This is a genomic window from Paraburkholderia sp. SIMBA_030 (assembly GCF_046535245.1).
Lineage (GTDB): Bacteria > Pseudomonadota > Gammaproteobacteria > Burkholderiales > Burkholderiaceae > Paraburkholderia.
The window spans coordinates 607387-621349 of sequence record NZ_JAWRXB010000001.1 but is presented as its reverse complement, the minus strand read 5'-3'; the positions used below and the strand labels follow the sequence as shown (position 1 = coordinate 621349).

12 protein-coding genes are annotated in these 13963 nt (G+C 62.6%); 11 read left to right on the top strand and 1 reads right to left on the bottom strand.

Going from position 1 to position 13963, the window contains the following annotated elements; genetic code table 11:
* Positions 1-76: 76 nt before the first annotated feature.
* The 9 genes from hfq (at position 77) to SB772_RS02705 (ending at position 9841) form a co-directional block, all read left to right on the top strand.
* Positions 77-313, top strand: a complete 237-nt coding sequence (gene hfq / locus SB772_RS02745; protein WP_006051315.1) for an RNA chaperone Hfq — start codon at positions 77-79, stop codon at positions 311-313.
* Positions 314-370: 57 nt separating this feature from the next.
* Positions 371-1558, top strand: a complete 1188-nt coding sequence (hflX, locus tag SB772_RS02740; protein WP_410831741.1) for a GTPase HflX — start codon at positions 371-373, stop codon at positions 1556-1558.
* A 49-nt stretch (positions 1559-1607) separates the two neighbouring features.
* The gene (hflK, locus tag SB772_RS02735) at positions 1608-3008 is read left to right on the top strand and encodes an FtsH protease activity modulator HflK (RefSeq protein WP_410831740.1); all 1401 of its coding nucleotides are present in this window, start codon (positions 1608-1610) and stop codon (positions 3006-3008) included.
* Between the two features lie 12 nt (positions 3009-3020).
* A complete protein-coding gene (hflC, locus tag SB772_RS02730) occupies positions 3021-3926 on the top strand; it encodes a protease modulator HflC (RefSeq protein ID WP_410831739.1) in 906 nt (301 codons plus the stop codon).
* A 44-nt stretch (positions 3927-3970) separates the two neighbouring features.
* Positions 3971-4162: a DUF2065 domain-containing protein gene (locus SB772_RS02725; RefSeq protein WP_410831738.1), complete on the top strand. Its 192-nt coding sequence runs from the start codon at positions 3971-3973 to the stop codon at positions 4160-4162.
* A gap of 222 nt (positions 4163-4384) precedes the next feature.
* The gene (locus tag SB772_RS02720) at positions 4385-5536 is read left to right on the top strand and encodes an ATP phosphoribosyltransferase regulatory subunit (RefSeq protein ID WP_410831737.1); all 1152 of its coding nucleotides are present in this window, start codon (positions 4385-4387) and stop codon (positions 5534-5536) included.
* A gap of 203 nt (positions 5537-5739) precedes the next feature.
* On the top strand, positions 5740-7086 hold the full coding sequence (locus tag SB772_RS02715) for an adenylosuccinate synthase (RefSeq protein WP_410831736.1): 1347 nt from the start codon (positions 5740-5742) through the stop codon (positions 7084-7086).
* 3 nt (positions 7087-7089) lie between these two features.
* Entirely contained in the window at positions 7090-7680 is a 591-nt protein-coding gene (locus tag SB772_RS02710; RefSeq protein WP_410831735.1) for a phosphoribosyltransferase, read from the top strand.
* A 274-nt stretch (positions 7681-7954) separates the two neighbouring features.
* Positions 7955-9841 (top strand): potassium transporter Kup, encoded by a 1887-nt coding sequence (locus SB772_RS02705; RefSeq protein ID WP_410831734.1) that lies wholly within the window; start codon positions 7955-7957, stop codon positions 9839-9841.
* A gap of 137 nt (positions 9842-9978) precedes the next feature.
* Here SB772_RS02705 and SB772_RS02700 read toward each other — a convergent pair whose 3' ends face one another.
* Positions 9979-12330, bottom strand: coding sequence for a Tex family protein (locus tag SB772_RS02700; RefSeq protein ID WP_410831733.1), 2352 nt, complete (start codon positions 12328-12330; stop codon positions 9979-9981).
* A gap of 274 nt (positions 12331-12604) precedes the next feature.
* Between SB772_RS02700 and SB772_RS02695 the strand changes: the two genes are divergently transcribed.
* Positions 12605-13597: a hypothetical protein gene (locus SB772_RS02695; protein ID WP_410831732.1), complete on the top strand. Its 993-nt coding sequence runs from the start codon at positions 12605-12607 to the stop codon at positions 13595-13597.
* 124 nt (positions 13598-13721) lie between these two features.
* Positions 13722-13940, top strand: coding sequence for a DUF465 domain-containing protein (locus SB772_RS02690; protein WP_410831731.1), 219 nt, complete (start codon positions 13722-13724; stop codon positions 13938-13940).
* Positions 13941-13963: the final 23 nt, after the last annotated feature.

Here is a 13963-nt window from a genome sequence, read left to right as displayed (position 1 = left end):
GTGTAGCGGTTGACGGCGGATCTCTTTTTCCTTCGTCGTCAATTCAGTCAACCTGCAAAAAAATACGGAGTTTGCTATGAGCAACAAAGGGCAATTGTTACAAGACCCGTTTTTGAACGCACTGCGTAAAGAGCATGTGCCGGTGTCGATCTACCTGGTCAACGGCATCAAGCTTCAAGGGAACATCGAATCGTTCGACCAGTACGTCGTGTTGCTCAGGAATACGGTCACCCAGATGGTCTACAAGCACGCCATTTCGACTGTCGTGCCTGCCCGTCCGGTGAATTTCCACCCGGATTCCGAACAGTCCTAACCCCCGTCGCGGCCGGCGTAGCGTCGCCCGTTGGCGATCACTCCCGGCCGCCTCATTTTGATACCCTCCAATTTGATCAATGCAGCGCTTGTCGGCATCGACTTCGGTAAGATCGATTTCGAAGCCAGTCTCGAAGAACTCTCCCTGCTCGCGCAAAGCGCGGGTGCGAATCCCTTAGTCACCCTCACCGGACGCCGGTCCAGCCCCGATGCCAAGATGTTCGTCGGCAGCGGCAAGGCCGAAGAACTGCGTCTTGCGTGTGAGGCGAACGACATCGAGCTGGTCATTTTCAATCACGCTCTAGCCCCTGCGCAGCAGCGCAATCTGGAGCAGGCGCTTAATCGCCGCGTGATCGATCGCACCAGTCTCATCCTCGATATTTTTGCGCAACGTGCCCGCAGCCATGAAGGCAAGCTGCAGGTGGAACTCGCGCAGCTGCAGTATCTATCGACGCGGCTAATCCGCGCATGGACCCACCTGGAGCGGCAAAAAGGCGGTATCGGTTTGCGCGGCCCTGGCGAAACGCAGCTCGAAACCGACCGCCGTTTGATCGGCGAGCGCATCAAGGCGCTCAAAATCCGGCTCGAAAAGCTGCGCCGTCAGCACGGCACGCAGCGCCGCGCGCGCAGCCGCAACCAGACGATGTCCGTCTCGCTGGTCGGCTACACGAACGCGGGCAAATCCACGCTCTTCAATGCGCTGACAAAAGCCCAGGCGTATGCCGCCGACCAGCTGTTCGCTACGCTGGACACCACTTCGCGGCGCGTCTATCTCGGCGACGAAGCCGGGCAGGTGGTGGTGTCCGATACTGTCGGTTTCATTCGCGAATTGCCCCACCAACTGGTTGCGGCATTCCGCGCGACGCTAGAGGAAACCATCCACGCCGACCTGCTGTTGCATGTGGTCGATGCATCGAGCGCGGTGCGGCTCGATCAGATCGATCAGGTGAACGAGGTGCTGCACGCAATCGGTGCGGACACCATCCGCCAGGTGCTGGTGTTCAACAAGATCGATGCGGTGCCGGAGCTGGCGGCCCGTGGCGACGCGGTCGAGCGGGATGAGTATGGTAATATTTCGCGCGTCTTTTTGAGCGCGCGCACGGGGCAAGGGCTGGATACATTGCGCGCTGCCATCGCTGAAATCGCTACTGCCGAACCTCTTCCCGACATGCTGGTCGACCTGTCGGAAGAAGACCGGTCGGCAGCACCACGCGAGGACCGCAAGGTCTCAGAATTCGGGCACTGACCCGTTCCAATTGCACTGACCCGCTGTCTACTCTGGTGAACGAACACAGGTGAACGATTACAACGAGCGGAGTATCTGGCTGCGCATGCGCGCCATGCTTTCACTGAACGATCCGCGCTGGGGCCGGGGTGACGGCAATGGCGATCGCCAGCGGCCCAACGAACCCAAGCGTCCGCAGAACGGCAAGGACGGCGAAGGCCCGCCCGATCTCGACGAAATGTGGCGCGATTTCAATCGCCGCCTGAGTCGCGTATTCGACCGCAAAGGCGGAGGCGTCGGTGGCGGCCGCCCGGACAACGGCCGCAGTGCGCGCATCGGCGTCGGGATCGTGATCGGCGTGCTGATCGCGATCTATCTGGGCAGCGGCGTGTTCGTCGTGCAGGATGGCCAGGCCGGCGTCGTCATGCAATTCGGTCAGTATCGCTACACCGCCGGGCAGGGCGTGCATTGGCGTCTGCCGTATCCGTTCGAAACGCACGAGCTCGTCAATGTCGGCCAGATCCGTCAGGTGGAGATCGGCCGCAACAACGTGGTGCGTCTCGCGAATGTGAAGGACGCGTCGATGCTCACGCACGACGCCGATATCGTCGACGTGCGCTTTGCCGTGCAATACCAGGTGAAGAAGCCGACCGATTACCTGTTCCGCAGCGTCGATTCCGATCAGAGCGTGATGCAGGCTGCGCAAGCAGCCGTGCGCAGCATCGTCGGTGCGCGCAGCACCAAAGACATCCTCTCTCAGGATCGCGAAGCAATTCGTCAGCAACTGATGGCCGCGATCCAGCAATCCCTGGATGAATACCAGTCCGGCCTCGCCGTGACGGGTGTGACGATCCAGGGCGTGCAGACGCCCGACCAGGTGCAGGCCGCTTTCGACGAGGCCGCCAAAGCACTTCAGGATAACGAGCGCGCCAAACGCGAGGCGCAAGCCTATGCGGCGGAGCTGCTGCCGCGCGCACAAGCCGACGTGGCGCGCCAGATCGACGAAGCGAAAACGTACAGCGACAAAACGGTCGCTCAGGCGCAAGGCGATGCCGAGCGCTTCAAGCAGGTCTACGCGCAGTACTCAAAGGCGCCCGCGGTGATTCGCGAGCGCATGTACCTGGAAACCATGCAGCAGATCTATTCGAATACGACCAAGGTGTTTGTGGACAGCAAGAGCGGCAACAACGTGCTGTATCTGCCGCTCGACAAGCTGGTCGAGCAGACTCGCCAGCGTGTCGCCGACGCCGCTGGCGCCGCGTCGGGTGCCGCGGGAGCGATGGGTGCTACGTCCGCTGCCGCACCGCAGGCTGCGAGCGGCGCTGCCGCATCGTCCGGCGCAACGCCGGGCGCCGCTGCCTCCGCGCCAGCCGCAGTCGCGACGCCAGCCAGCCAGCCAGCCGCCAGCAGCGACGCACTGCGTTCACGTGACTCCTTCCGCAGCCGTATGCGCGAAGACGACGTTCAATAAGGGGCGCAGAACATGAACAAGATCATTGCGCTCGTTGTTGCTATCGTCATCGTGCTGTTTGCTGCGGCGTCGATGGTGTTCGTCGTCGATCAGCGGCATATGGCGGTGCTGTCGTCGCATGGCGACACCGCGCCCACCTTGCTCGGCCCCGGTCTGCACGTGAAGCTGCCGCCGCCGCTGCAAACGGTCACGCTGGTCGATAACCGCATCCAGACGCTCGACGCGCCGGATGAAGACCGCTACGTCACGTCCGACAAAACCGATTTGCTGGCCAACCCGGTTGTCAAATATCGCGTCACCGATCCGCTGAAGCTGCTCGCCGAAACCAGGGGCGACGTGCAAAGCCTGCCTGACCGGTTGGCCTTGCTGTCGCGCAGCGCGCTCGGCGACGCATTCGGCAAGTACACGCTGTCCGACGCGCTCGCCAGACAGCAGAACATCGCTGACGAAGCGCGCGGCACGATGGAAAAGGCCGCAGCCTCGCTGGGCGTCTCGGTGCTCGACGTGCAATTGACGCGCGTCGATTTTCCGGCGGCAATGGCCGATTCGGTCTACAAGCGCATGATCGCCGCGCGCCAGCAGGTCGCGAGCGAACAGCGCGCAAAGGGTGCCGCCGAGGCTGACCAGATCAAGGTCGATGCAGTCGGCCAGCAACAGGCGATACTCGCGGATGGCTATCGTCAGGCACAGACCATTAAGGGCGAGGGCGATGCCAAGGCCGCGGAAATCGCCGCCGACGCGTTCGGCCGCGACCCGCAGTTCTACCAGTTCTACCAAAGCATGCAGGCATACAAGAACACCTTCAAGCCGGGCGACGTCATCGTGGTCGACCCGAGCAGCGAGTTCTTCCGCTTCATGCGTAGCCCGACCGGTGGCGGTGCCGCCCCGGACGCCGCCGCGGCACCGCGCAAACACTGATAACCGGAGCGCCGCGGCATCCGCATCGCGGCACCTTCACTCGCATGGACATAGCCGGCTCGTTATTGCTCGCGATCGCATTGATGCTGATTATCGAGGGGATGTTCCCGTTCGTTTTTCCGAGCGCCTGGCGCGACACGTTTCGTAAAATAGCGGAACGGCCGTCGCAACAGATTCGTATCGGCGGGCTGATCGTGATGGTGCTCGGGCTGATCCTGCTGTTTGTCGTGACCTGACGGGGTGCTTCGCGGAGACCTGACAGCGCGCTCCATTGCATAACAGCGAGGAGAGCGTTGCCAGCGAGGAGAGCGTTGCGACGCGGGCCGAGGCCAGAGGCGAAGGGCGGCCCAGATACCCCCCGATCCTGCGATAGCCGCCAGAATCGAGGCGCCGTCCGCCATTCACTTTCACTTACCGGCGCACCCAGCCGCCGTGTGCAACGTCGTAGGACTGTATCGATGTCGACCTGGTTACTCCCCGAGAATATTGCCGACGTGCTGCCGTCGGAAGCCCGCAAGATCGAAGAGTTGCGGCGCCATTTGCTGGACCGTTTCCGCTCGTACGGCTACGAGATGGTGATGCCGCCGCTGATCGAGTATATCGAGTCGCTGCTCACCGGCGGCGGGCACGATCTGGATCTGCGCACCTTCAAGCTCGTCGATCAACTGTCCGGCCGCACGCTCGGTCTGCGCGCCGACATCACGCCGCAGGTCGCGCGTATCGATGCGCACTTGCTGAACCGTCAAGGCGTGACGCGCCTTTGCTATGCGGGCAACGTCGCGCATACGCGTCCGCGCGGCTTGCACGCGACGCGCGAGCAGATCCAGATCGGCGCGGAAATCTACGGTCACGCGGGCCTCGAAGCGGACCTCGAGATCCAGCAGTTGATGCTCGACGCGCTGCGTCTGGCCGGCCTCGCGAAAGTGCGGCTCGATTTGTGCCACGCGGGTGTGCTCGCCGCGCTGATCGACGGTGAGCCTGCCGCGGCCGAACTGGGTCAGTCGCTTTACGATGCGCTCGCGGGCAAGGACGTGCCGCGTCTGGTCGAATTGACCGCCGATCTCACGCCGGTCACGCGCGACGCACTGCGCGCGTTGCCCACGCTGTACGGCGGCGCTTCGGTGCTTGACGAGGCCCGTGCGCGCCTACCGAACGCGCCGGCCATCGCCCGCGCGCTCGACGATCTCGCGTTCCTCGCGAGCCAGGTGGACGGCGCCGAAGTGATGATCGACCTCGCCGATCTGCGCGGTTATGCGTACCACAGCGGCGTGATGTTCTCGGCGTATGTCGACGGCGTGCCGAATGCGGTTGCACGCGGCGGCCGTTACGACCACGTTGGCCAGGCTTACGGCCGGGCGCGCGCGGCAACCGGCTTCTCGCTCGATCTGCGCGAAGTCGCACGCATCTCGCCGGTCGAAGCGCGCAGCAGTGCGATTCTTGCGCCGTGGCAGCACGACGAAGCACTGAGCACGAGCGTCGCCGCGCTGCGCGATGCCGGCGAAGTCGTGATCCAGGCGCTGCCCGGCCACGAACACGATCTGGACGAGTTCGCGTGCGACCGCGTGTTGGTCGAGCGCAACGGCACGTGGGTCGTCGAACCCCGTCCCTGAGCGCGAATCGCCAGACCGTCCGAGGGGCATCCCAAAGGCATTTTCAAAAGGCGTCCAAAGCGGCGCACGACACCGGCGCGGCCATCGGCCGCGCTATTTCGAAATACCCAACATAACGTGCATACCGTTGAGCGGAAACGGAAAAATTCGGAAGGTTCCGCGAACATAGGTAGAATACGTTTTTAACCAGCTTACGAAACAACATGTCTGCCAGCGCAGTGAATGTGAACCCCGGGCGTAACGTCGTCGTCGTGGGGACCCAGTGGGGTGATGAAGGCAAGGGCAAGATCGTCGACTGGCTGACGGACCACGCTCAAGGCGTCGTTCGCTTCCAGGGCGGTCACAATGCCGGTCACACGCTTATCATCGGCGGCAAGAAAACCATCTTGCGTCTGATTCCGTCGGGCATCATGCATCCCGGCGTCGCGTGCTACATCGGCAATGGCGTCGTGTTGTCGCCGGAAGCACTGTTCAAGGAAATTGGCGAGCTCGAAGCCGCCGGGGTCGATGTTCAGAATCGCCTCTTCATTTCCGAAGCCGCCACTCTGATCCTGCCGTATCACATCGCCATCGACCAGGGCCGCGAAGCGCGCCGTGGCGCGGGCAAGATCGGCACGACTGGCCGCGGCATCGGCCCGGCCTACGAAGACAAGGTGGCGCGCCGCGGTTTGCGCGTGCAGGACCTGTTCGAGCCGGAAAGCTTTGCCGAACGTCTGCGTGAAAACCTCGACTATCACAACTTCGTGCTCACGCAATATCTGGGGGTCGCTGCAGTCGACTTCCAGCAAACGCTCGACACGATGCTGAGCTATGCCGAGCGTCTGAAGCCGATGGTGACTGATGTGTCGCGCCGTCTCTACGACGAAAACGCCGCCGGCAACAACCTGCTGTTCGAAGGCGCGCAAGGCACGCTGCTCGACATCGACCACGGCACCTATCCGTTCGTCACGTCGAGCAACTGCGTGGCCGGCGCGGCCACTGCGGGCGCGGGCGTCGGTCCGCAAAAGCTGAACTACATTCTCGGCATCACCAAAGCGTATTGCACGCGCGTCGGTTCGGGCCCGTTCCCGAGCGAACTGTACGACGCGGATAACGCCGCCCGTCAGGAGGCGATCGGCCTCGAACTCGCCACCGTCGGCAAGGAATTCGGCTCGGTCACCGGCCGTCCGCGCCGCACCGGCTGGCTCGACGTCGCCGCGCTGCGCCGCTCGATCCAGATCAACGGCGTGTCGGGTTTGTGCATGACCAAGCTCGACGTGCTCGACAGCCTTGACGAAGTGAAGCTGTGCGTCGGCTATACGGTCGACGGCAAGAATGTCGACCTGCTGCCGCGTGGCGCATCGGAAGTCGCGCGTTGCGTGCCGGTGTACGAAACCTTCGCGGGCTGGAAGGAAAGCACGGTCGGCATCAAGGAATGGGACAAGCTGCCCGCCAATGCGCGTGCTTACCTGTCGCGCGTGCAGGAAGTTGCGGGTATTCCGATCGACATGGTGTCGACCGGTCCGGATCGCGACGAGACCATTCTGCTTCGTCATCCGTTCAAGGTTTAAGGCATGGTGCAAGGTGTACCCATGATTGCGATGAAAGATCCGCGCAACGACGACAAGAACCTGTGGGTCGGCTGGGACGAGTATCATCGGCTGATCGAACTGCTGGCGCTGGCCGTGCATGAATCGGGCTGGAAGTTCGACAAGATCCTGTGTCTCGCGCGCGGCGGCTTGCGCGTCGGCGATCAGCTGTCGCGCATCTACGATTTGCCGCTGGCGATTCTGGCCACCAGTTCGTACCGCGAAGCGGCCGGCACGGAGCAGGGCGAACTCGACATCGCGCAGTACATCACGATGACGCGCGGCGAGCTGTCGGGCAACGTGCTGCTGGTCGACGACCTGGTCGATTCGGGCGTGACGCTGGCGCGCGTGCAGCAGCATCTGAAGGAACGCTATCCGGCGATCACGTCGGTGCGCTCGGCAGTGTTGTGGTACAAGGGCTGCTCGAAGGTCAAACCCGACTATCACGTGCAGTATTTGCCCACGAACCCGTGGATTCATCAGCCGTTCGAAGAGTGGGACACGGTACGTCCGCACAACCTCGGCGCGTGGATCAAGCGCGGCACTGCGCAGGCGCAGGAGTCGTCGGGGGTGTGATGCACACCGCGATGTCGTGCATATTGCGTCGTATCCAGAAAACGGAGCCCAGTTGGGCTCCGTTTTTTTGTATGCGCAGCGTGCGAATCGCGCTTCGCAAGCGTCGCGATACCCGTGCTGGCGCAAGCCCAAATGCAGCAGACGCGCCTGAATCGCAGTGCTACACTGCGCGGACCATCCACGTGGTGTATCCACAACAGGCCGGGCGGCGCTAAGCGGGCAGTTTAGAATAGCGCTCGTTTTTTCCGCTCAAGGAACGGATTTCCTCGCGTTTATGACAGATACCAATCACGTGCACAAACAGCCGCTGCCTTCCCTCGCGCTTGCCGCGGTCGGCGTGGTGTTCGGCGATATCGGCACGAGCCCGTTGTACGCGTTGAAAGAAGCATTCAGCCCGTCACACGGCATTCCGCTAACCGATCAATCGATTCTTGGCGTGATTTCGCTGCTGTTCTGGGCAATCGTGATCGTGGTCGGCATCAAGTATGTGTTGTTCGTGATGCGTGCCGACAACAACGGCGAAGGCGGTGTCCTCGCGTTGATGGCGCTGGCGCTGCGCTCTGTCGATCAGAAGACGAAGATGGCCGGCCTGCTGATGATGCTCGGTATCTTCGGCGCCTGCATGTTCTACGGCGACGCGGTGATTACGCCCGCCATTTCGGTGATATCTGCGGTCGAAGGTCTGGAGATCGCCGCCCCCGATCTGTCACATCTGGTGCTGCCGCTGACGATGGTGATCCTCGTGTTGCTGTTCTGGATCCAGCGGCACGGCACCGCCACCGTCGGGCGCCTGTTCGGTCCGATCATGGTGCTGTGGTTCGTGGTGCTCGCCGCGCTGGGCCTGTGGCATATCGTGCAGTCGCCGAATGTGATCCGCGCACTGAACCCGTACTACGCCTACACTTTTATGGCCGCGCACGTGCTGCAGGCCTACGTGGTGCTCGGCTCGGTCGTGCTGGTGCTGACCGGCGCCGAAGCGCTGTACGCCGACATGGGCCACTTCGGCGCAAAGCCGATCCGGATGGCCTGGTACGTGCTGGTGATGCCTTCGCTGGTGCTGAACTATTTCGGGCAGGGCGCACTGCTGATGCACGACCCGAAGGCTATCGAAAACCCGTTCTTCCTGCTTGCGCCCGATTGGGCGTTGCTGCCGCTCGTCGTACTGTCCACGGTGGCGACCGTGATCGCTTCGCAAGCGGTGATTTCCGGCGCGTATTCGCTGACGAGCCAGGCGATCCAGCTCGGCTACGTGCCGCGCATGAAGATCCTGCACACCTCGGAACTGGCGATCGGCCAGATCTATGTGCCGGTGGTGAACTGGATGCTACTGTTTATCATCCTGTGCATCGTGATCGCGTTCAAGAGTTCGGATAACCTCGCCGCCGCGTACGGTATCGCGGTGACTGCAACGATGGTGATCACCACGATCCTCGCCTGCGTCGTGATGGTGAAGGTGTGGAACTGGAACAAGCTCCTCGTGGCGTTGATCATCGGTGTGTTCATGACGGTCGACTTAGGCTTTTTCGGCGCCAACCTGCTCAAGGTTGCGGAAGGTGGCTGGCTGCCGCTCGGCATCGGTGCGTTGTTGTTCTTCCTGCTGATGACGTGGTTCAAGGGCAGGATGATCGTCAAGGAGCGCACAGCCGCCGACGGTATTCCGCTGATGCCGTTCCTGCAGGGCTTGCTTGCGCATCCGCCGCATCGCGTGTCGGGCACGGCGATCTATCTGACCGGCAGCGATTCGCTCGTGCCGGTGAGCCTGCTGCACAACCTGAAGCACAACAAGGTGCTGCATGAGCGCACCATTTTCCTGACTTTTGTGACACGCGATATTCCGTACGTGAACGATGCGGAGCGAGTGACGGTGAAGGATTTGAACGGCGGCTTGTACCTCGTCAAGGCGGTGTATGGTTTCAATGAAACGCCCGACGTGAAGGCCGTGCTGCTCGAGGTAGGCCGCACGCACGACATGACCTTCGAAATGATGGACACGTCGTTCTTCCTCGCGCGCGAGACAGTGGTGCCGACGCAATTGCCGGGCATGTCGGTGTGGCGCGAGCGCGTGTTCGCGTGGATGCATCAGAACGCCGCGAAGCCGACCGACTTCTTCAGTATTCCAGCGAATCGGGTAGTCGAGTTGGGGACGAAGATCGAGATCTGACGGACTTCGGTTCAACGCGCGCCTCGACTGTTGAGGCGCGATAAAAAGCCCACGCAATTGCGTGGGCTTTTTTTTTATTTGATGCTTCGTATCGTGAGCGTCAGCGCGTGAGCAGATCACGCACTGACCGCACACGCTTATTTCTGCTTGAGCTTGGCGAACGCAGCGGCCATTGCGCCGCCCGCTTCCGGTTCACGCGAGCGCTGTTGCGGCGCACCGCGTCCGCCGCTGCCCGAACGGCCGACGCCGCCGCGATCCTGCTGGGCGCCGCCACCGCTGCGCGGCGCTGCCGCTGCGCCGAACTCGTCGGCAAGACGCATCGTCAGCGCAATACGCTGGCGCTTGACGTCTACTTCAAGCACTTTCACCTTGACGATCTGACCGGCTTTGACAACTTCGTGCGGGTCCTTGATGAACTTCGTCGACATCGCCGACACGTGCACCAGACCGTCCTGATGCACGCCGATATCGATGAACGCTCCGAAGGCCGCTACGTTCGTCACGACACCTTCGAGCACCATGCCCGGCGTCAGATCGCTGACCTTCTCGACGCCTTCGCGGAAAGTCGCGGTCTTGAACTCGGGGCGCGGATCGCGGCCCGGTTTTTCGAGTTCCAGCAGAATGTCGCGCACGGTCGGCAGACCGAAACGTTCGTCGACGAATTCCGCCGGCGACAGGCCACGCAGCGCGTCGCGATTGCCGAGCACTTCACCGACGTGCTTGCTGATTTTCGCGAGCATCCGTTCGACGACCGGATACGCTTCCGGGTGAACCGACGAGCGGTCGAGCGGATTTTCGCCGTTGTTGATGCGCAGGAAGCCGGCGGCTTGTTCGAACGTCTTGTCGCCCAGACGCGGCACTTTGCGCAGATGTTCGCGCGACGGGAACGGGCCGTTCGCATCGCGGTAATCGACGATGTTGCGCGCGAGCGTCGCGTTCAGACCCGACACGCGTGCGAGGAGGGCGACCGACGCCGTATTCGCATCCACGCCGACCGCGTTCACGCAATCCTCGACCACCGCATCCAGCGAACGCGCCAGTTCGCGCTGATTCACGTCGTGCTGATACTGGCCGACGCCGATCGCTTTCGGCTCGATCTTAACGAGCTCGGCGAGCGGATCCTGTAGACGGCGCGCAATCGACACGGCGCCACGCAGCGACACGTCCATATCGGGGAATTCCTTCGCCGCGAGCTCAGATGCCGAGTACACCGACGCGCCAGCTTCGGACACGACGATCTTCTGCAGCTTGAACTCCGAATGACGCGCGATCAGTTCGCTCGCGAGCTTGTCCGTCTCACGCGACGCCGTGCCGTTGCCGATGCTGATCAGCTCGGCCTGGGTCTGCGCGCAGATGCGCGCGAGCTTCGCGATCGAGCCGTCCCAATCGCGGCGCGGCTCGTGCGGATAGATCGTGTCGGTAACGAGCACCTTGCCGGTCCGATCGACCACCGCCACCTTCACGCCGGTGCGCAGACCCGGATCGAGGCCGATTACGGCCTTCGGGCCCGCCGGCGCGGCCAGCAGCAGATCCTTCAGATTGTGTGCGAACACGCGAATCGCTTCATGCTCGGCTTCGTCGCGCAGATTGGTCAGCAGTTCGTTCTCGATATGCGGCTGCACCTTCACGCGCCAGCACCAGCGGCACACATCGGAGAGCCACTTGTCGGCCGGACGGTTCTGATTGGCGATGCCGAAGTGCCGCGCGATCAACGCTTCACCCGGATGCGGCACTTGCGCGTCGAGCTCTTCGCCGAGGCCCAGCTTGACCATCAGCACGCCTGCGTTGCGGCCTCGGAACAGTGCCAGCGCGCGATGCGACGGCACGGTTTTGATGGTTTCCGCGTAGTCGTAGTAGTCGCGGAATTTTTCTTCTTCCGCGTTTTCCTTGCCTTCGACCACTTTCGACGAGACCACGCCCTGGTTGAACAGGTACTCGCGCAGTTTGCCGAGCAGTTCGGCGGTTTCGCCGAATTGTTCGGAAAGAATGTCGCGCGCGCCGTCGAGCGCGGCCTTGACGTCCGCGACGCCTTTTTCGGCGCCCACATAGGCGGCGGCTTCGGTTTGCGGGTCGAGCAGAGGATTGGCCAGCAGTGCGTCGGCAAGCGGCTGCAGGCCGGCTTCGCGGGCGATCTGCGCGCGCGTGCGGCGTTTCGGCTTATACGGGAGATACAGGTCTTCCAGGACCTGCTTGCTGTCGGCGCCTTCGATCGCGGTGCGCAGCTCGTCGGTGAGCTTGCCCTGTTCGTCGATGCTGGCGACGATCGCGGCGCGCCGGTCTTCCAGTTCGCGCAGATACAGCAGGCGTTCCTCGAGGTTGCGCAGTTGCGTGTCGTCGAGATTGTCGGTCACTTCCTTCCGGTAGCGGGCGATGAACGGAACAGTCGCCCCTTCGTCGAGAAGTTGCACCGCGGCCGCGACCTGGCGCGGCTGGACGGACAGTTCGGCGGCGATGCGCTGTACGATCTTGAGTGCTACGGTTTCCGTCATAAGGTCTTGGTGTTCCTGCCGGACTCAATCAAAGGCCGCGCTACGACACGTCGGGGCACGCCGCGCGTGCGTACTGCGGCCAGGTTGCTGAAGCGGGGCATTTTGCCATAAATGCCAAAGGGCTCAACCGCAGGGTGATAGAATTTCAGGCATGTTCCGTTGACTATCTACGACGTTGCCGATCTCCTTGTCCCTCAACCGCCTGGGCTCTCGCTTGGTCTCTCGCTTGTCACAACTGCCGTCACCTTTGCCGCTTTCGCCACTCACTTCGCTTATGTCGGCGTCGCGGTCCGTGTTCAAGTTCGCGTTCATGTCCAACGGGACGTTTTTTGTGTCGTGCGCCATCGCCGTCTCGGTTGGCGTGTGTACGCCCGCCTCGGCGCAGCAGCAGAGCGCGGCGCCGGTCGGCAGCAGCGCGGTGTCGCCCACTGGCGCTTCGGGTGCGACGGGCGCTGCGCGTGGGTTGGCGCCGGCGGCCGCTTCGGGCGCGCGGGCCACGGGCACGACGGGCAACAATATAGGTGCCGATAACGCGGAACCCGCCGGCAATAGCTTCGACGCGCGGCAAAAGGTCCTGGATCAGCGCACCGAGGAGAACAACTACCGCTATGCGGTAGCCGAGCACGACTGTTATAGCAAGTTCCTCGTCAATTACTGTCTCGGCAAGGCGCGCGACAAGATGCGCGTGGTGCAGGCCGACATCCGCAAGGAACAGCTTGCGCTCGACGGCGAGCAGCGCGCGGAGCGGGCCCGTCAGCGTGACGAACAGGCAGCGCTCAAGCGTGCACAGGACGAAGCGAGCGCGCCGCAGCGCGCCGCGGAAGACGCGCGTAACGCACAGGCTTATCAGGACAAGCAGCGTCAGCACGAACTCGATCAGGCCCAGCGTAACGCCGAAGCGCCGCAGCGTAGCGCCAACGCTCAGGCCTATCAGGACAAACAGCGCCAGCACGCGATCGATCAGGCGCAGCGTGGTATCAGCACGCCGCAGGCCGCGGCTAACCAGCAGGCATACGATCAGAAACAGGCCGACTTCCAGCGCAAGCTCGACGAGGCGCATCGGCAGGCGGCACAAAAGGCCCAGGAGCGCGTGCAGAAGCAGCAGAGCTTCGAGAAGAAGCAGGCCGATGCGGCGCAGCACAAAGCCGACGTCGAAGCGCGTCAGAAGCAGGCGGCCGAGAAGGCCGAGCAGAAACGCCAAGACCAGTTGAAACAGCAGCAGGAACTTGAACAGCAGCAAAAGCAGCAACAGCAACAAGGACAGTAATCGTGCTGTAGTTGGCTAGTTTTGTAGCAGGGCAGTAGTCGCCGTAACGCGTTTTAAGCCGGACAGCAACCTCAGGCCTCGGGCTGCACCACGCAGCCTGTGCCGCTTACGAGAGGAGGCGAGCATGCGCGGTCACAATCACGTCATCGACGCGAACACACTTCGCGACCGAATTCTGCAACTGGAATCGGAGCATAGTGGGCTCGATCGTTTGATCGACCGAATGTCGGATGAGCCGGGCATCGACGACTTCGAGTTGCAGCGCCTGAAAAAGCGCAAACTCAAAGTCAAGGACACCATCATCTTGCTGCAATTGCAGCTCGAACCGGACGCGAGCGCCTGAGTTCGCGGCCTGGCAGGCGCCGG

Bases quoted from the DNA above. Each gene is read 5' to 3' on its own strand.
- hfq (WP_006051315.1), top strand. From the start codon at position 77: ATGAGCAACAAAGGGCAATTGTTACAAGACCCGTTTTTGAACGCACTG.
- hflC (WP_410831739.1), top strand. From the start codon at position 3,021: ATGAACAAGATCATTGCGCTCGTTGTTGCTATCGTCATCGTGCTGTTT.
- SB772_RS02725 (WP_410831738.1), top strand. From the start codon at position 3,971: ATGGACATAGCCGGCTCGTTATTGCTCGCGATCGCATTGATGCTGATT.
- SB772_RS02720 (WP_410831737.1), top strand. From the start codon at position 4,385: ATGTCGACCTGGTTACTCCCCGAGAATATTGCCGACGTGCTGCCGTCG.
- SB772_RS02715 (WP_410831736.1), top strand. From the start codon at position 5,740: ATGTCTGCCAGCGCAGTGAATGTGAACCCCGGGCGTAACGTCGTCGTC.
- SB772_RS02710 (WP_410831735.1), top strand. From the start codon at position 7,090: ATGGTGCAAGGTGTACCCATGATTGCGATGAAAGATCCGCGCAACGAC.
- SB772_RS02705 (WP_410831734.1), top strand. From the start codon at position 7,955: ATGACAGATACCAATCACGTGCACAAACAGCCGCTGCCTTCCCTCGCG.
- SB772_RS02700 (WP_410831733.1), bottom strand. From the start codon at position 12,330: ATGACGGAAACCGTAGCACTCAAGATCGTACAGCGCATCGCCGCCGAA.
- SB772_RS02695 (WP_410831732.1), top strand. From the start codon at position 12,605: ATGTCGGCGTCGCGGTCCGTGTTCAAGTTCGCGTTCATGTCCAACGGG.
- SB772_RS02690 (WP_410831731.1), top strand. From the start codon at position 13,722: ATGCGCGGTCACAATCACGTCATCGACGCGAACACACTTCGCGACCGA.